At 40.7% G+C, this 18,924-nt stretch carries 17 protein-coding genes and 1 tRNA gene; 6 read left to right on the forward strand and 12 right to left on the reverse strand.

The annotated features are described in order from the left end of the window. Positions 1-290 precede the first annotated feature (290 nt). The gene (helD, locus tag FHQ08_RS08700; RefSeq protein ID WP_230914061.1) at positions 291-2,591 is read left to right on the forward strand and encodes an RNA polymerase recycling motor HelD; all 2,301 of its coding nucleotides are present in this window, start codon (positions 291-293) and stop codon (positions 2,589-2,591) included. A gap of 83 nt (positions 2,592-2,674) precedes the next feature. Here helD and FHQ08_RS08705 read toward each other — a convergent pair whose 3' ends face one another. The 3 genes from FHQ08_RS08705 to FHQ08_RS08715 all read right to left on the reverse strand — a co-directional run bounded on the left by FHQ08_RS08705 (position 2,675) and on the right by FHQ08_RS08715 (position 4,217). After that, positions 2,675-3,343 carry a hypothetical protein gene (locus FHQ08_RS08705; protein WP_230914023.1) on the reverse strand — a complete coding sequence of 223 codons (669 nt, stop codon included), beginning with the start codon at positions 3,341-3,343 and terminating at the stop codon, positions 2,675-2,677. 135 nt (positions 3,344-3,478) lie between these two features. Next, positions 3,479-3,551 (reverse strand) — tRNA-Thr (locus tag FHQ08_RS08710). Positions 3,552-3,605: 54 nt separating this feature from the next. Then, a complete protein-coding gene (locus FHQ08_RS08715) occupies positions 3,606-4,217 on the reverse strand; it encodes a histidine phosphatase family protein (RefSeq protein WP_230914024.1) in 612 nt (203 codons plus the stop codon). Between the two features lie 131 nt (positions 4,218-4,348). Here FHQ08_RS08715 and FHQ08_RS08720 point away from each other — a divergent pair, with 131 nt between their 5' ends. After that, on the forward strand, positions 4,349-5,008 hold the full coding sequence (locus tag FHQ08_RS08720) for a metal-dependent transcriptional regulator (protein WP_230914025.1): 660 nt from the start codon (positions 4,349-4,351) through the stop codon (positions 5,006-5,008). 22 nt (positions 5,009-5,030) lie between these two features. Here FHQ08_RS08720 and FHQ08_RS08725 read toward each other — a convergent pair whose 3' ends face one another. From FHQ08_RS08725 to FHQ08_RS08740, 4 genes are all read right to left on the reverse strand, one after another. Further along, complete coding sequence (locus FHQ08_RS08725) at positions 5,031-5,684, reverse strand: TetR/AcrR family transcriptional regulator (protein WP_230914026.1); 654 nt, start codon at positions 5,682-5,684, stop codon at positions 5,031-5,033. A 14-nt stretch (positions 5,685-5,698) separates the two neighbouring features. Continuing rightward, on the reverse strand, positions 5,699-6,835 hold the full coding sequence (locus tag FHQ08_RS08730; RefSeq protein ID WP_230914027.1) for an ABC transporter permease: 1,137 nt from the start codon (positions 6,833-6,835) through the stop codon (positions 5,699-5,701). Further along, on the reverse strand, positions 6,813-7,553 hold the full coding sequence (gene ccmA / locus FHQ08_RS08735; protein ID WP_230914028.1) for a heme ABC exporter ATP-binding protein CcmA: 741 nt from the start codon (positions 7,551-7,553) through the stop codon (positions 6,813-6,815). The genes FHQ08_RS08730 and ccmA overlap by 23 nt, the downstream gene beginning before the upstream one ends. Positions 7,554-7,809: 256 nt before the next feature. Continuing rightward, a complete protein-coding gene (locus FHQ08_RS08740) occupies positions 7,810-8,841 on the reverse strand; it encodes a branched-chain amino acid aminotransferase (protein WP_230914029.1) in 1,032 nt (343 codons plus the stop codon). A gap of 111 nt (positions 8,842-8,952) precedes the next feature. Between FHQ08_RS08740 and FHQ08_RS08745 the strand changes: the two genes are divergently transcribed. Continuing rightward, positions 8,953-11,478 carry an excinuclease ABC subunit UvrA gene (locus FHQ08_RS08745; protein WP_230914030.1) on the forward strand — a complete coding sequence of 842 codons (2,526 nt, stop codon included), beginning with the start codon at positions 8,953-8,955 and terminating at the stop codon, positions 11,476-11,478. Between the two features lie 183 nt (positions 11,479-11,661). Here FHQ08_RS08745 and FHQ08_RS08750 read toward each other — a convergent pair whose 3' ends face one another. Next, on the reverse strand, positions 11,662-12,018 hold the full coding sequence (locus FHQ08_RS08750) for a hypothetical protein (RefSeq protein WP_230914031.1): 357 nt from the start codon (positions 12,016-12,018) through the stop codon (positions 11,662-11,664). 215 nt (positions 12,019-12,233) lie between these two features. On the opposite strand from FHQ08_RS08750, the gene FHQ08_RS08755 reads away from it, so the two are divergent. Next, positions 12,234-12,470, forward strand: coding sequence for a DUF2187 domain-containing protein (locus FHQ08_RS08755; protein WP_230914032.1), 237 nt, complete (start codon positions 12,234-12,236; stop codon positions 12,468-12,470). A gap of 118 nt (positions 12,471-12,588) precedes the next feature. Here the strand turns inward: FHQ08_RS08755 and brnQ are convergent, their stop codons facing one another. From brnQ to FHQ08_RS08775, 4 genes are all read right to left on the reverse strand, one after another. Beyond that, the gene (gene brnQ, locus FHQ08_RS08760; protein ID WP_230914033.1) at positions 12,589-13,932 is read right to left on the reverse strand and encodes a branched-chain amino acid transport system II carrier protein; all 1,344 of its coding nucleotides are present in this window, start codon (positions 13,930-13,932) and stop codon (positions 12,589-12,591) included. 208 nt (positions 13,933-14,140) lie between these two features. Further along, entirely contained in the window at positions 14,141-15,136 is a 996-nt protein-coding gene (locus FHQ08_RS08765) for a hypothetical protein (RefSeq protein ID WP_230914034.1), read from the reverse strand. 26 nt (positions 15,137-15,162) lie between these two features. Next, entirely contained in the window at positions 15,163-15,798 is a 636-nt protein-coding gene (locus FHQ08_RS08770; protein ID WP_230914035.1) for an LVIS_2131 family protein, read from the reverse strand. 201 nt (positions 15,799-15,999) lie between these two features. Continuing rightward, on the reverse strand, positions 16,000-16,896 hold the full coding sequence (locus FHQ08_RS08775) for a LysR family transcriptional regulator (protein ID WP_230914036.1): 897 nt from the start codon (positions 16,894-16,896) through the stop codon (positions 16,000-16,002). 122 nt (positions 16,897-17,018) lie between these two features. On the opposite strand from FHQ08_RS08775, the gene FHQ08_RS08780 reads away from it, so the two are divergent. Both FHQ08_RS08780 and nrdH read left to right on the forward strand, forming a co-directional pair. After that, positions 17,019-18,239, forward strand: coding sequence for an aminotransferase-like domain-containing protein (locus FHQ08_RS08780; protein ID WP_230914037.1), 1,221 nt, complete (start codon positions 17,019-17,021; stop codon positions 18,237-18,239). Positions 18,240-18,639: 400 nt separating this feature from the next. Then, complete coding sequence (nrdH, locus tag FHQ08_RS08785) at positions 18,640-18,870, forward strand: glutaredoxin-like protein NrdH (protein WP_230914038.1); 231 nt, start codon at positions 18,640-18,642, stop codon at positions 18,868-18,870. Positions 18,871-18,924: the final 54 nt, after the last annotated feature.

Genomic DNA, 18,924 nt, shown 5'->3' on the forward strand with positions numbered 1-18,924 from the left:
GGGTTAAGGTGACAAAGTTAGCTTCATGAACGCGTTTAATACAGAGCGTGAATGAAGCTGGTTAGCTTTGGAACATTAACACAAATTGTGCCGATGAAGCGCCAGCTTCAACAAACAATTAGGGTTAGGTGACAAAGTTAGCTTCATGAACGCGTTTAGCGCATGAGACAGTTACCCTTTGAAGTGCTATCGGAAAATCACGCAAAATAGCGTCACTCATTCGGACATCATAAGGAGGTCACTGAATGAAAGAACTAGAAACACAACAGCACGATCTTTCAACGACAGACGTGGAAAAAAGTGAGCGTACTCAAGAACAAAATCGGGTAAACCACGTGCGCACTCAGATCAAAAAGCAGTTGGCTGAAACAAAAGCACAACTAGATCTAGCCCATAAAGAAACCCATAAGATCGAACTAAACTATGGTGACAACACTAAGGTCAACGTAACTGAAGTTGATGATCAAATGGAAACCAACGCTGCTGTCCAACAGCAAAAAGACTTGGTTGCTAGTGCCGTTGAAACCGAAAAAATTCTACAAAATCAAGCAGCTTTATATGAAGCTTTATCTGATTCACCTTATTTTGGCCGCATCGATATTGATGAAGATGGCGAAAAAGACACCTTATACATCGGCACGGCAACGCTGCAGGATGAAGATGACAACTTTTTAATTTATGACTGGCGAGCGCCGATTTCTAGTATTTACTACAATGGTACGCTTGGTCCCGTGACTTACGACACACCTGTGGGCCGTCAGCAAGTTGATCTAGAGAAAAAACGTCAATTTTTGATCGAACATGGTCAAATTCAAAATATGTTTGATACGAATGAAACTGTGGGCGATGAAATTTTACAATCTGTTTTGGGGCAGCAAAATGATGAACACATGCGCAACATTGTCGCTACGATTCAAAAGGAACAAAACGACATTATCCGTAACACCAACGCCGATCTACTTGTGGTGCAAGGCGTAGCTGGCAGTGGTAAAACATCAGCGATTTTGCAACGAATTGCTTACCTACTTTATCATTCGCGCAGCCAATTGAATGCCGATCAAATCATTTTGTTCTCCCCCAATCGCTTATTTTCCAATTATATTTCTGAAGTTCTGCCAAGTTTAGGCGAAAAAAATATGCGGCAAGTCACGTTAGCTGAATTTTTAGATCAACGTTTTTCCGGCTTAGCCGTGGAAACATTATTTGACCGTTTTGAAAAGGACCAGCAGTCATTACCAGAGCTTGCGCAAGAGATTCGCCGCTATAAGGAAAGCCCTGACTTTATGGTCGCCATTAAAACTTATGTCAAACAAACAGACGAACGCAGCCTGGCTTTTAGTAGTGTTTACTATAACGGCAAGCCCTTCTTCACCAAAGCCGAGATCCAAGCAATCTATTTAGACCTGCCAAAACTAATGTTACCGCGTGACAAATTTCTACAGACAAAAAACACCTTGATCAAACGCTTGAAGCGCCACATTCGTACCGATGCCAAAGCAGACGATGTCCAAGAGGCTGTTAGTCTATTAGATGATTATCAATATCAAGACTTGGTAGCTGGCAAACATTTCCGCTCGGGTGATGAAGAAATCAACTATGTCGCCCGAGCACTGGTCCGTAAACGTTATGAAGTCATCTATGACGCCCTTTATAATGACTACTTTATGGACCTTTATGCTGAGTACGGCCACTTTTTAGCTACGGCGCGACCAGAAAACATTGCGCCAACCGTTTGGCAAACCATGGTCACGCAAGTTCAAAATGATATTGAAGCCCATAAAATCCATTTAGAGGATGCTGCGCCGATTTTGTATTTACGTGATCTGCTAACTGGTAGTGGTCAAAACCATAGTATGCAATACCTATTTGTGGATGAAATGCAAGATTATGCACCCGCACAATTAATTTATTTGAAGCATGCCTTTCCGCGGGCAAAACTTACCCTCCTGGGCGACAGTGCGCAAGATGTATTCACAGCGGATTACAATCCTAGCGATTTTATTCACACGATCGAAACAATTTTCCCCCATGATCGTCTAGCTTTATTCACTTTATTGAAGAGCTACCGATCCACCAAGCCGATTACAGATTTTGCCAAAGCCATGCTGCCTGATGGCGATCAAATTCAAGCTTTCTCTAGAGACGGCCACAAACCTAACTACTATCTCTGTCCAGATCAAGCGACGGCCACCCAAAAAGTGATTCAATTAGCAAGTAAGCTGTTGGTTGATCAGCCAACAGTAGCCATTTTAACTAAGACAGAACAAGCAGCTAATCATTTATTTGCCACCCTAAAAACGGATCATGATGTCACCCTCATGACCGATCGCGATCGTAGTATTCCTCATGGTATCTTGATCATTCCCATTTATTTAGCTAAAGGCTTAGAGTTTGATGCCGTGATTGGTTATGATATTTCTGCCAAAACTTATGGTCATTCAGGCGACCGGGATATTTTATATACGTTGGCTTCTCGGGCCATGCATAATTTAGAGCTCATTGGCATTGACGTTCCAAGTCCAATTATCAAAACACTTGATGCTAACTTATTTCATTGGCATGACATCGACCCGGTGACAGCCAAGGCCTAACATTTCATTGTTACAAAAAAAGCGGCTTCGAGCCAGAACATAGCACAAATTGTTCTGGTTCAAAGCCGCTTTTTATATTCCATCTAAGCATAAAGAATGACAAACACGAGGTGGCTGATGATTTGAATCAACGTCGGCGCCACTAAATTCTTCGTCGCTAAAAATGAACTGCTATAACATAAACCTAAGATAAATTGTAAAGCAAATAATAGACCCAAACTTTGACCGCTATAACAAGCTGTCAACAGGGCAACCAAAAATAATGCGAGCCAATTCGCACCGGTTCTACCGGAATGGAAAAGCTCTGAAAAAGCCACACTATTCAATAAAGGCTGTTGGATCAATGGTATCAACACCACATAAAACAGTCGGAAAGACCAAATCTCTAACCCCGTTAATTGAGATACTTGCTTTTGTAACCCAAAAGCGGGTACGAGTGCCTTGGTTTGCAGCCAAGCGGTTATAATTTGAATCATCACAACCAAAACTAAAAATAAAAGTGTTATGTAAAATTGTGGATTACCAAGGAAGCGCGTGGTAAAGGTCTTTGGCCGCGTCCGATCAAAGGAACTGCGATAAAATGTCACCGCTAAAACTGCTAAAATCAAACCTGCTACTAAGTACAAAAGCAATAGAAAGTCCGGCGTCGCGTTAGAGTTTAGAATGATCGCACGTTCAAAATAAATCAGTAAACCATAAAGGACGAGCAGTAAAAAAGCAACAATGAAGTGCCGTTTGCCGAGAAGTTTCATAATGGGCTCCTAATTTTTAAAATATACCCCCATTTTACACAAAAAATGTTCAATTGCCTAAAAGAAAAAAGGCTGACGGACAGAAAACCTGCCGCAGCCTCCCAACTACCAAATGGTTGGTATACAAATTTACTAAGCCACTTGCCGGATTTGAACCGGCGACCCCCACCTTACCATGGTGATGCTCTACCTGCTGAGCTAAAGTGGCAATTCATCAGCAAAAAATAGTATAACGAAAAATGAGTTTGCTGACAAGTCTTTTTTAATAATCTTTGTAGGTCCGACTATAAAAAAGTAATCGAACGTTATTAGGATATTCCGCTTGGATCTTTAGCCGAACCAATCCCAAATTAGCTACTTGGTCTAGTTGTTCGACTTCAGCTAAATGCATCATTTCAGCCGTTAACGCGCGAATCACTGAACCATGACAAATAAATAATATTTTGCCGTTAGGGTAGTCTTTTAAAGTTGCTGCAGTAATAGCCCGCGTGCGTTCCCGCACAGCTTGGAACGTTTCCCCATGAGCAATAGCTGCATAGTCTGGCAATATCAGACCAGTTTCATCAAAACACCCTGGATATTGCTGCTGCAACGCAGTGATGGACTGACCCTCCCAATCACCAAAATTTGTTTCTTGTAAGCGTTCATCCATTGTATATTGATTTTGAGCACCCAATAATATCTGAGCCGTTTCCAAAGTTCGTTTCATCGGACTAACAACAATATAGTCATAGATACGCGCATCAAAAACAGTCGCTAATTGTCGTGCCTGCTGCCGACCAAGGGCATTTAAAGGCGTGTCTGAACCGCCTCCTTGAATTAAAGCGTGTTCATTATATTCAGTCACGCCATGTCGAATGAGCGTTAATTCCATTTGTTTCACCTCGTTCATTATCGTTACATAAGTCTAAGTGTAATGTTTTCTACTTCAAAAATCCATCAAATAAGTTTATAATATCTCTACTTGAACGTTTATCTTTAGCCTAACGTCCGAAAGGAAACAACATGTCACCGAATAAAGAAAATTATCTTAAAACTATTTTTGAACTACAATATGACCATCGTAAAATAAATAACAAAAATATTGCCGATATCATGGGTGTCAGCGCCCCCTCTGTCAGTGAAATGATCACGGCTCTGAGCAAGGACGGCTTAGTGGAACACAGTCCTTACAATGAAATAACTTTAACCGAATCTGGCCGTGAAACTGCCCGAACAATGGTTAAGAGACACCGCATTTGGGAAGTTTTCTTAGTGGATAAGTTGGGGTATTCCCCTTTGGAGGTTCATCACGCTGCCGATACTTTAGAGCATGCGACAAATGAAGATCTTGTCGATCGCTTAAATCGGTTTTTGGACTATCCTAAACGTTGCCCACATGGCAGCATCATTCCCGATAATTGCGATGAAGCCAATGAATCAATGGTCACCTTAGCAACTTTAGCTCCTGGACAATCAGGTGAGGTGGATCGCGTCATTGATAATCACGAGTTTTTAACCTATTTTTATGAATTGAAACTCAATTTAGGCGACAAACTGACCTTTGTCCGGCAATTACCACTAGGCGGCCCCATTGAAGTCAAAGTTAACGATGACCGGTTAATTCAAATTGGCACCAGTGCCGCAACCTATATTTTTGTAGACCATATCACAGACCCAGAGTAAACCTTATGCGCGACCGCTTTTTTCATGCCTTCTTTTGATGCAGACCAGCATATAAAAATTCAGTCGCTTCTGCCGTGATTTTCTCCACGTCAGGATCAGCGATAGGTAAAATGATTATTGGAAGGACATATCCCAGGACAGTACTGATGATATGACGAAAGATACGCGCATGGGACCAGTTGACTAACTCACCCTGGCGTTGTAGTTGATCTAAAATCGACTTGACTGGTCCTTGTAAAACCTTATCAAATACCCGCCCTAATTCGGCCAACAGGCGACCATTATCCAAAAGCTGCTGGACTAAAACTTTTAGCTGCTTTTGATTGGTCAAGCCAAAGTTGATCCGATCATAGACAATAAATTGGATAAACGCGTGTAATGAGGTAACTGGTCTTGCTGTGAGCTCAGCAATAAATTCATTCGCAGCTTGCGGAAAAACCTGCGTGATAAAGGGCTGTAAGATGGCATCCAAAATTTGTTGCTTAGTCTTAAATTGTTTATAAACAGTCCCCTCAGAAACCTGTGCCAGCGTTGCAATATCACGCGTCGTGGTCCGTTCAAAGCCTTTCTCAGCAAACAGCATCAAGCTTGCTTGTAGAACGGCTTTTTGTTTTGCTGATAAATCTGATTGTGCTAAGCTTGCTTGAAATAATTGATCAATATTCTTTAATGTCATACACCACAAACCACCTAAACTTGACGATAACGTCTAAATACTAATAAATTCAGCGCTAAGAATATGCCGGTAAATACCAATAAAATTATAACCTCGGGCATAATATTTACCAAGTTAGCCCCTTTTTGGATAATATCCCGCACCGCTTGCGCACTATAATAGATGGGCATCACTTTAGCCACCGGCTGTAACCAACGCGCCATTTGATCGATTGGAATCAAACCTGAGAAGAAAATCTGGGGGATCACCACAATGGGAATGAATTGGACCATTTGAAATTCAGAAGTGGCAAAGGTGGAAACAAGCAAGCCCAATGCCAGAGCAACGATGGCTGTTAACATATTGACTAATAAGACCGCCCAAATACTACCCAAAATCTGAATTTTGAAAACAAAAATACTGTACACCACGACCAACAACGTTTGAATCAATGCAAATAATCCATAGCCAATCAAATAGCCCATCAGGATCTCTATTTTGCGGATCGGTGTCGCCAATAAACGATAAAGCGTTCCTGATGTTCGTTCTTTTAACATGGCTACGCCTGAAATTAAAAAGACAAAGAAGAAAACCACAAAACCAATCATAATTGGCAGCAAGGTATTGAAATAAGTTGAATCACTGCTCCCGTATAAATAATGCGTTGATAACTGATAACTAGCAGGTACCATGCGTTGCTGAGCTGTTTTATCCCGGGGTGTCCTTGTCCCTAACATTAGTTGCAGTTGTTTTAAAATCACCTGCTGTCTGCTAATTGTTTGACCAGCAGTCTGTAATCGCAGTTTTACCTGAGCTGCTTGCAAACTTTGTCTGATCATCCCAGTCTTAGTCTGAGTTACATTGGCCAACGTTAGGGTTAGTTTATGATTTTTTTGTTCCAATAACCCATCATAATTATGATTACGAATTATTTTTTTCGTACTGTCATTACTAGTGACGCGATGTATTTTGACATGCGTCTGATTCAGCGCTTGAATTAAGCTGCTATCCACATTTTTAACAGCTAGATTTGCTTTTTCAGTTGTGCTGGATTGAAACAAAAAATACATTAACGTCAATATTAATAACGGGGCTAAAAACATCAAGGCCAATGTCCGCTTGTCACGTACCATTTCCAATAATACCCGTCTAATCATTGCTAATATGCGCATCTTGAGCCCTCCCTGCGGCTAAAAAGACAGCTTCCAGATCAGTTACTTGATATTTATGTTCTAAAGCTTGCACTGTGCCTTGCGCAATCATCTTGCCTGCCCGAATCATTAAAATCTGATCAGCTTGGGCAGCATCTGACATCACATGAGTCGTTAATAAAATCGTTTTACCAGCTTGGGCTAATTGGTGTAATGCCCGCCAAATCTGCTGCCGCAATTCTGGATCGATTCCTACGGTAGGTTCATCTAGAATCAGTAGTTGCGGCTGCGCAACCAGTGCAATAGCTAATGATAGCCGCCGCTTCATGCCGCCTGAAAAAACTTTGACTTGTTTGTTCAAATCAGCTGACAAATTAACAACTGCCACCGCTTGTGCGATTTTTTGATTCAATTGCTGTTGCTTTAGACCTTGTAATTTCCCAAAAAATTGCAGATTTTCCCGGGCTGTTAAAGTTTCATATAAAGCGTCGGTTTGCGCCATATACCCAATTTGTCCTAACACCTGACGATTGGGCATTTTCTGATTTAAAACCGTTATCCGCCCCGCTTTTGGTGTTATCATGCCCATGATTGCGCGAACCAATGTGGTTTTGCCGGCACCGCTAGGGCCAATTAATGCTACGATTTTACCTGGCGCAATTTGTAAATTAATATCCTTTAAAATCACTTGTTGACCATAAATTTGTGTCACTGCAGTTGCCGAAATTATAGGTACCATTTACATGACCTCATTTCTCATTAACATTTCTATTTTAGTGAGTGAACACTCACTTATAATATACCACCATTTTAATTTTCGACAACAAAAAAGAGTGTGACAAAAGGTACTGCCTTTTAGAATACGTTTAAAATAAAACTGTACGCAAATAAATAGAGAGCGAAAACAAAACGTTAGTTTTATCTCGCTCTCTTACTTATTGATAATCTAATTTTAACCGCGTACCAAAAGCGCTGGTTTCACGCGATAATCACAACTAATCGACTTTAACGATCCAGCCTTTTGGTGCTTCAACATCACCAAATTGGATGCCGGTTAATTCATCATATAACTTCTTAGTGACTGGTCCAACTTCAGTTTCACTATAAAAGACATGATAGTTATCGCCATATTGAATTCCAGCGATTGGTGAGATAACAGCTGCAGTCCCACAAGCACCAGCTTCAGAGAATTCATCCAAGTTATCAATTGAAATTTTAGTTTCTTCAGTCTCTAACCCTAAACGATCCTTAGCAAGATCAAGTAATGAATACTTAGTGATACTTGGTAAAATCGATGGTGATTTTGGTGTTAAGAATTTTTTGCCATCTTTAGTGATCCCAAAGAAGTTTGCCGAGCCAACCTCTTCAATATATTTATGTTCAATTGGATCCAAGTAGATGGCATCACTATAGCCATGTTTATGTGCCCAGTCACCAGCTAGTAAACTAGCGGCGTAGTTCCCACCAACTTTACTTTGACCAGTGCCTTTATGGGCGGCACGGTCATAATCCAAAACAACGAACTTAGTTGGCACTAAGCCACCCTTAAAGTATGGGCCAACAGGCATTACAAAAATACTAAAAATATATTCATCAGCTGGTTTGACCCCGATATTTGGGCCGACACCAATCAATAATGGTCTTATGTATAATGTGGCACCTGTCCCATATGGTGGGACATAATCTTCATTTGCTTTAACAACTTCTTTAACAGCATTCACAAAATCTTCAACTGGATATTCTGGCATTAAGAGCCGGTCAGCTGAGTTTTGCAGCCGTTTGGCATTACGGTCTGGTCTGAATAATTGAACCGAACCATCTTTTGTCCGGTAAGCCTTCAAACCCTCAAAGGCACCTTGACCATAATGTAAAATTGGTGAGCCTTCATGTAAATGTAGATAAGGATCCTCTGTTAATTCGCCTTTTTCCCATTTACCATTGCGATAATAGGCTAAATAGCGGTAAGGTAATTGCATATAGTTAAATCCTAAGTTGTTCCAATCAATATCAGATGCTTTTACGACCATATTGCATCGCTCCTTCTTAATGATTTCCATTATCATAACGCAAATTATGAATAAATGCTATATCATTTTTAATAATTCTCTAATTTTTCATATTTATCGGAGGTCAGAAACGTGTCAACTGAACTACCACAAAACATTGAAGTCAAAGATGCTCATATTCATAATTTAAAACATATTGATTTAAAGATTCCCTTACATCGTTTTGTAGCTATTTCTGGACTGTCTGGTTCTGGCAAATCTTCACTAGCCCTAGGCACTCTATATGCTGAAGGGTCACGACGCTACTTAGAAGCGTTATCTACCTATACCCGGCGGCGGATCACGCAAGCAGCTAGTTCACAAGTCCAAGACATTAAATATCTGCCCGCGGCGATTGCGCTCCGGCAGCGGCCTTCGGTACCCAACATTCGTTCTACTGTCGGTACCATGACTGAAGGCTTGAACGTCCTGCGCTTGATGTTCTCCCGCTTGGCTTCGCACCAATGTCCGAATGGGCACCAGGTTCCAGCCAATATTGGTGTGGCTCAAGCCATGGCTGTGGCAGGTGCTGAAATGGGCCGTATCACTTGTCCGACCTGTGGCGTCCGCTTCTCAGTTCCTTCAGCCGAAGATTTTGCCTTCAATGCTGCAGGTGCTTGCCCGACTTGCGGCGGCCTTGGTCGCATTCGCCAAATCGATCCCACAACATTAATCGATGATCCCGACAAAACAATTTTGGATGGTGCAGTTGCTTCCTGGCGCTTACCTGGCCGTAATTTTATGCCCTATGTGGCTGAACAAATCGGCGTTCGAATCAACGTGCCCTATAAAGAACTAACCCCAGCGGAAAAAAATATCGTTCTCCACGGGGCCAAGAAACAATACAAAATTTCTATTCCTACAGCAACTGGCCGTGTTTTTAATATGGACCACGCTTTGTACGAAAATGCCTACGATGCGGTAACGGACACGGCTAAGAACACACACAATGAACGAACTTTGAAACGGTTAGATAAATTTTACAATTTTGGTATTTGCCCCGACTGCCACGGCACTCGTTTTGCCCCTAAATTATTGACGAGTTTATTAGCTGGCAAAAATATTGCTCAAGTCAGCCAATTCACCATTGCTCAACTTTTAAACTTTAGCCAAGACTTGACGCACTATTTTCCAGATAACATGCAGCTGCTTGTCAAACGATTACAGACAGAATTGACCCATACCTTACAGCCACTGGTAGATCTGGGACTCGATTATCTTACCTTAGATCGCGCCGGCCAAACTTTATCCACCGGTGAATTACAGCGGATCCAACTGACTAAGACACTACAGAATGAAACGACAGGTATTCTATATGTCCTAGACGAACCATCCGTGGGCTTACATCCAGACAACGTTACCGGTCTGATTCAAATCTTTAAACGTTTAGTTGCTTTAGGTAATTCTTTGATCGTGGTTGAACATGATCCAGCAATCATAGCGGCCAGTGACTACATTATTGAAATTGGCCCTGGTGCTGGCCGTGAAGGCGGACGTGTCATTGATCAAGGTACCCCAAAAGCAATTATGGCCAGCCCAAAATCTTTAATTGGCCCTTATCTAAGTGGGCGAGCAAATATTTTAAGCCATCCCCAAACAAAGGGTGATTTATTTGCACACGGCAAACTTGGCATTCAAATCAAGCATAAGTTTAACCTAGATCATCTAACTGTAGACTTTCCCTTGAATCGTCTATCTGTTGTTTCCGGTTTTTCTGGTGCAGGTAAGACCACGTTGATTCTTAATTCCCTAGTACCGGCAATTCTTGCCCAGACCAAACAGCAGCCTTTACCAACTCATGTGGCTAAATTAACCAATGATTACATTCGCCATGTGCAGATGATCGACTCAACACCCATTGGTAAAACAAATCGCTCAACCGTCGCGACGTACTCGGGTATTTTAGACCACGTACGTCAAATCTTTGCCCAAACAGACCTGGCACAGCAGCGCCAATATACCGCTAGCTATTTTTCTTATAACTTAAAATATGGTGCTTGCCCAACTTGCGGTGGTACGGGCACCATTGATTTAGATATTCAGTATTTGCCTGAAATTCAGCAAATATGCCCTGCTTGCCACGGCAAACGCTACAATCCTGATATTTTAGCCGTTAAATGGCAAGGCTACTCGATAGCTGATATCCTAGCATTGTCTGTCACTGAAGCTTTACCATTTTTTCAACATGAACCAGCTATCTACACGACTCTACAGACATTAGCTGCTATGGGCTTAGGTTACCTGACTTTAGGCGAAAGCACTCCCATTCTCTCCGGTGGCGAGGCGCAGCGCTTAAAACTGGTGACGCAAATGGGCCGCATTCAAAAAGACACACTATATGTTTTTGATGAACCTTCTGTCGGCCTGCACCCTCAAGATATTCAAACCTTGATCAAGGTTTTCGATGCCCTTTTGGCTGATGGTGCCACGATCATCGTCATCGAGCATGACTTGGATATTATTGCCAACGCTGATTACAACCTTGACTTGGGGCCTAAAGGCGGGGCAGCTGGCGGACAAATTCTTTATGCTGGTCCTCGAGCCGATTTTGTTAAAGCGCCTAAAAGTATTACTGCGCGCTACCTTAAACAATTATTGACACACAATAATTCCATTTAGAATATGTCCCAAATCAAACAAAAACCTCAGCTCTTAGATTTAAATCTAGCGACTAGGGTTTTCTGCGTTTAATATCATGCGTATGGCGTATTTTATAAATAGTCAGCTGGCGAATCAACTAACCGTTGCTCATTTTGCACGACACGAATCAAAAGTTATCCTTGAATAAAAGTACCGCTCATGTTAGGATAGGGCCTCTTTGGTATCAATGCCTTTTTCACGATCAGCTAACCATTGCGGCCAAGTTTGTTCAGCCGCTTGACCGTCTTCTGAGAATTTTTGTCCAGTTTGTGCGATCAAAGTGACAAACTCTGGCTGCCGATTTTCAACCAAACGGTTCAATAATTCATCGTGCGTAAAGCTGATATTATCAAAGATAAATAAGTTGATGGATGTGATCACATCTTTTTTATCCATTTCAGAGACAACATCTAAATTTTCATCTTTTTGCAGCTGTAAATAAAAATTCGCAAACTTTTTTACAGCTGTCATTTGGGCATCTGGAGTCAAATTGTCTATTTCCACAAATTTTTTTGCCATCTTTACACCTCTTTAATTATTCCAATTATTATGTTAGTCCCGCCATAAAAATATTGCAATGGCTTTAATGCACCCCTTTAATCAATATGGGTTTATATTATATTATTAATAGTTGTATTAATTGATAAAAATCGTAATATGATAAAAGATATTGCATTTACTATAAAAAAATATTATATTAGAGTAATCTTAGGAAAGCGTTTTAGGTGATATACATGAAAAAAGAAGAAATTTCCGTTGGTAATTCTTATCAATGCCAAGTTAAAGAAGATATGGAAGCACCTTTCGTTGGTCATGTGGATAAGGTCTATGAAAACTCAGCTTTACTCACGATCACGGATTATAACTCTCAGGCAGATCAACTAAACGTTGAAGAGTTGAATCATCGAATTGTTGTGAACTTTAAACAATTCATCAAGCCGGAAACTAGTGTCGAAGCAGAAGAAAAATAAAGTGTTGATTCATAAATAGAGGCGAGTGAGACAAAACTAACGTTTTGTTTTCGCTCGCCTCTATTTATTTGTGTCCAATTTTATTTTACCTGTGTGCTAAAAGGCAATCCCCTTTGTCTCACGCTCGTCGTTGTAAATGCCAGCCAAGTAAATACCCTAAAATCAATCCGATCAGTCCCGGAATGACCCAGGAAAGACCCACTTCTGAGAAAGGCAAACTGCCTCGCAGGTGTAACAATTGCTGAACAAATAACGCTTGCGTCCAGACTTTAGGGGCATTTTGTAAACCATCCAAAATAGCCGGAATGACGACAAAAATAATCGGCAAACGATAAAACCAAGTTTGTTCTACCTTTAATAGTGGCGCTAGAATACCAGCTAAAATTAGCATAATAGCTAATGGATAAATGAAAAATAGTACTGGTAAAGAATAAGCAATCATTTTTGTTAAACCGACATTAGCAAAGATCATCGGCAAGATACTTGCCACTAGTACGACCACGCCGTAAGCCCACTTGGGAAAGAGTTCTGTAAAAGTCTCCCCAAAAGAAGTAATCAAGCCAATAGCTGTTTTCAAACAAGCTAGAATGACAATCGCTGCCAAGAGGGCACTGCCCATTTCTCGAAAATAATAATGGGCCGTCTGGGCTAGAATAACGCCACCATTTGCCGCCGGTTTAAACTGTCCCAAACTCATTGTGCCTAATAAGGTTAATAAGGTATATAAAATTCCCATTAAAATAATACTAAATACACCTGAAGTTAATGTATCTTTGGCAATAACTTTAGGATCCGTAACACCCAGTTGGCGAATCGCGTTGACCACCGTAATTCCAAAAGCCAGAGCAGCTAAAGCATCCATCGTATTATACCCTTCTGTAAAGCCACTGACGAAAGGTTGCACTCGATAACTTCCTTGAGCTAAATGGTTAAAACCGCCCATTGGTCGAACTAATGCGACAACTAAGAAAATCACTAAAAAGATCAAAAATAAAGGTGTCAAAAACTTACCCACGTAGGTCATGATTTTGGTCGGTTTACGACAAAACCACCAAGTTAACCCAAAAAACAGAATGCTAAAAATCAATAGTGCTAAGCTTTGCTGGCCTTTAGCAACAAACGGGGCAATCCCAATTTGATACGAAGTTGTTGCCAATCGTGGTAACGCAAAGAATGGCCCAATAATTAAATACAGCAAAATGGTAAATACATACGCATAGGGTCGACTGACCTTTTGAGCTAAATCAAAAACCCCTTCACTGCGGCTAATTCCAATCGCAGCCACCCCTAGTAAGGGCAGCCCAATGCCTGTGACCAAAAAACCAATGATTGCTGGAATGACATTTTTACCTGCTTGCTGTCCCATGAATACGGGAAAAATCAAATTACCCGCACCAAAGAACATACCAAATAACATAATACCAATAAATACACGATTACGAAGCGTTAAATTTTTTGTCATACTGACCTCCCTAAACCAAATGATATTTTAAATACTGCCATTTTCTTTTGAAACATTTTCTTTACCAGATCTGGGTCAGTTAAAATTGTGCCGATACAACAAGAGGTCGGGACAAAACGAGCGTTTTGTTTCCGGCCTCTATCTGTTTACAAACAATTTTAGTTTAGTTCCAAAAGGCAATACCCTCACCTAACTATGAATAACTCAATTAGTGTCCATATTCATATAAACCAGAGAGATTATTACCGTCATAGTAGTAAGCTTCTACCGAACGCCCATAATATGCGGCCGTAATTTTTAAACGTTTAGATTTAGACTCAGCTACCGCCTGCTTTAATTTAGATGATAAGTTAAAGGTTGTCTGCCAGTCTTTTTCGAAATGCTTGTCAGTCTTTAGCTTAGTTGACAGCGTGATTTCATGACTGACATCACGTCCATCTAAGGTAGCTTTAAACCGGGGTTTAGGATTTGAAATATCTTTCAGGGTTTCAAAATTAGCTACCAATTGATGCTTGGCTAGCCAAGTACTTGGCACATCAATATTAGGTGCCTTACTGAGCTTAGAAAAGTTGTTCTTCTTCATTTTACCAGTCGTCAAGACTTCATTTTGAATTTGATAAGTAATCGTCTGTCCAGCACGCTGTGTCAAGGGCTGTAGATCCTTGATCAAGTCACTATCCTTGTCTAAATTGTAGCCCACAATTACATTCAACTTTTTACCGTGCTTATTGTGTTTGGCAGGTAAATTGATATTTCCAGTTTGATACTTGACCGGTTTTGCGGTGTCAGCTAACAATTTCAATTTAAAATCAGCTGAACGTTCCAGTCGAAAAGGTGCTTCAAAATTAAGCTGTGTCCCTTTTTTGATAGTCATTGGCAACTTAGTCTCCGCAACGTAATTAAAGGTAACTTGTCGCGTATGATTCACAATATACGCCGTTGCCGGTGTCTTTTTATGCTTGCTATCTTTAAAAGACATATCTGATTGCAAGCGTCGTCGACCATAATCAGTTAAATAAATATACTGGTACTTGCCAACACGAATTTTACCTTGCTTGCGAAAATTCTGGTACATATTTGCAACACGTTGCTGTTCAAAATGTCGTTTGACTAATTGTGAGCCTTTATAAGCACCCACAAATAAAATCAACCCAACGACCACGATGCCGGCAATTTTGGCCAGCTGCTTTATCACTCTACTCAAAAAATTGCACCACTCTCATAAAAATTCTAGTCATTATTCTGTGCCTCAGTCTCAATAAAAGTATCTGCCGGTACCCGAATCAAAAAGTAATCCACCGCGGTATGGCCCACATGTAGACCTAAACCGTTCATAAAGTTAGGTTGATAGGTTCCCTTTGCCCGGGCAACAAATGCTTGTTGCATTTGCTCATCGATACGATTCAATTGAACCTTTGGCCAAGGAATACCCGTATTATTTACCGTTAATGGCTTTGATGTTGAGGTGATCGTGGCATAATTAGATGAAACTTCATACCGTGCACCTTTGACCCAATAAGTATAATACTGCGTCGAACGTTTTGTCCCACCATTTTGGACTTTGACAAAGTATCCTTGCGAGCCATTGGTTTGCAAGACTAACGGTTTGTAGCTATAAGTTAATTTAACTTCATCAGTTGCCTTCAAATTGGGCGTTCTGAAAAAGGTCACGTACATCATTCCGATAAATAATATGAAGAAAACAAAAATCTCGACAATATCTAAAATCAAATGCTTCGCGGAAAAACGCTGACGTTCTTTAATGATCATTCTCAAATGCCGTTGGCGAATATTTATAATGATAAAAATAAGCCATGCGAGCACGATCAACCAAGCTGTAATTCCAATAAAATTCCAAGCTGACATTTGCTTACTCCTTAATCTTATTACTGAAAATAATTATACATGTTCCACGAGCTATTGAAAATAAACCTAGTTAATTTTGTTCTGAATAGATTAGCCATATGATCAAATAATTTAATTCCGTGTGGCTGAAACAAAACTAACGCTGACGTACTTAAATGGAAAGTCCACCATTTGTTGTGGGTTCTTGTTAGAGCTCAGTTGCTAAACACCCAAATATTTTTCCTGATAGCGGCCACGCAAATAATCTTGGATGGCCTGTAACATATGTTGCGTTGCTGGCGTCTGTGCTTGGATCTTATTCGTCACGAGACATAAAGTCCGCTTGAAAGGCTCCGAGAACGGATAATGGTTGACGTTACCAGTCAATTTGGTCAACGCCAGCTGCGGTAGAATACCCAATCCTAATCCAGACTCAACCATCGAAAGAATCGACTGATCATCAATGGAATAAGAAATGGAATTAGGCGTGACATTATAACGATCCAGGGCTAGTTTTGTATCCCGATCGTAATCGATCTGCTGCAAAATGAAATTTTGCTTGCCAATATCTTGATCCGAAATATATTGCCCATTAACCGGGTGAAATTCTTGTGGTGTGATGCAATAAATCGGATCCTCAATCAACGGTTCAACAATCAATTGATCTGAAACCGGCAATGAGGAAAATCCAATATCAATACTGCCCAGGCGAACTTGTTCCGCAATATCATTGAATGCCCCTTGGTAGAGCTGAATTTCGATTTTGGGATATTGTTTATGGAAGCCTCGAATAATATCTGGCAGCCAATTGATACAAACGCTGCTAAAAGCTCCGATGCGAATCAAACCAGCGTTGAGGCCTTTGATATCATCAGCTTCTTGCTGCAGCCGGCCTTCGGTATTTAAAATCTGCCGTACAATTGGCAGAATACGTCGCCCTTCATCGGTTAATTGAACCCCCGTCCGGTGACGAATAAAAATTGGAAACCCTAGGTCCTTTTCAAATTGATTAATAGAATGACTGACCGCACTCGGTGTCACATTCAAAACTTTAGCTGCAGCAAAAAAAGTTTGTTTCTCAACAACTGTAGTAAAAACTTCATAACTGAAATTAGCCATATGACTCCTATCTTAGCTTAGATGAATTTTATTCATTTAATTATGAAAAAGTTGAATTTTACTTGTTTTAAAGACCAGTATATCATAATAGTCAGTAAATAAAGGTCTTAGGAGTGACTATTATGGAGAAAAGATTAGCACGTCGCGTTAGCAGAACCGCACAATCAGGTTTGGGGGATGTCTTTGCAGCCAGTAACCCCAATTTGATTTCATTTGCCGCAGGCTTTCCGGCGGAAGATCTTTTTCCCAAAGCAGCTTTGAAAAAAGCTTTTAGTGATATCTTTGATCGCCCAGGTAATGATACATTGCAATACCACGACAGCTTGGGTTTGAAACCGCTGCGTGAAAAAATCGCTCAACATCTTAATCAAACTGGGACGCCCGCTCATGCTGACCAACTTATGCTGACTCAAGGCGCCCAGCAAGGTATTGATTTAGTCGCGCGCTTAGTCTTAGATCCTGGTGATGGCTTAGCCGTGGAAGCACCGACTTACATTGGGGCTTTAGCTAGTTTTGATGCTTATGAACCCACTTATTATGAAATTCCAGTGGCTGCTGACGGTCTAGATACCACACAACTGCAAAAAACGTTACTGCAATACGATATTAAGTTGTTGTATACGATTCCTGATTATCAAAACCCAACTGGCACGGTTATGTCCTTATCCAAGCGGCAAACCTTGATCCAATTAGCGGAACGCTATAATTTCATTATCTTAGAGGACTCACCTTATCGCGATCTGACCTACGATCAACATACCTTGCCTTCACTAAAATCTCTAGACACCAATGGCCGTGTTATTAACTTGGGCAGTTTCTCAAAAATTTTGGCACCTGGTCTACGCTTAGGTTGGCTCACGGCTGAAACTGAACTATTTGATAATTTAGTCGAATTAAAAGCTGGTAGTGACGTGGAAACTTCTAGCGTCATCATGCAAGGGGTCAATACTTATCTAGATCAAAATGATTTAGATGCCCATATTCAAGTGATCCGTGACAGCTATACCCAAAAAATGAACGCCATGCTGACGGCTCTGCAACAAGAGATGCCTAACCAAATTCATTACAATACGCCCACCGGTGGTTTCTTCATTTGGCTGACAGCGCCAACTCAAATCGACATGGGCCAGCTGCTTATCAAACGTATGATGCCTGAAGGCAATGTCTCTTACGTTCCAGCTAAGAATCTGTTCCCATCTAAGCAGCATAATAATGCGGCCCGTTTAAACTTTACTGGTCAATCTATCCCAAATATCTATGAAGGGATTCATCGAATGGCAACCATTCTCAAATCAGAACTAGCGCATGTTGAACAACCGATATATGCGGCTTTTAATAGGTAGGCCCTACATATGTTGCTAATCGTGACCTACCATATCTAGCGTTATCTATTTACGATCAATTAAGGGTTCAGTTAGGCAAAAAAAGCTTAACTGAACTTTTTTGATGTTTGACAGACAATTCATTCGTCAATCATCGTGTTATTTTATGACTAGCCAGCCTTTAAATTGGTTAATGACGGGTCCCATGACAAAATTATTTTTTTACAGTGAATATATTGACATTCGGAATAATTAGTGCATGACCACACTATTTGGACTGTTTCAAATTTTGGAACACAATATATTGTGTTTGAGTCAAAATTCTGCTATTATAGTCACAGTTAATTAATCGGACACGGGACACACACTTTGAATCAATAAAATAAAAAACTTAGAACCGCGTTCCAAGGAGGCTATCAATATGAATAATGTTGTTATTTATACAAGAAACGGTTGCATGCAGTGCAAAATGACAAAACGCTATTTGAAAGAACACCACATTGGTTACGAAGAACGTAATATTAATGAAGAACCACAATATGTTGATACATTAAAAGAGCAAGGCTTCAAGAGTGTGCCAATCGTCATGGCTAAAGAACAAGGTCCAATTATCGGCTTCCGGCCAGACCAATTAAAAACATTAGTCGGCTAAGCAACTAATTGTAGCCTAATCATTGGGCGTGCCTGCCACATACGATGACGACAA

The organism is Agrilactobacillus fermenti, assembly GCF_021030645.1.
GTDB classification, from domain to species: Bacteria; Bacillota; Bacilli; order Lactobacillales; family Lactobacillaceae; genus Agrilactobacillus; species Agrilactobacillus fermenti.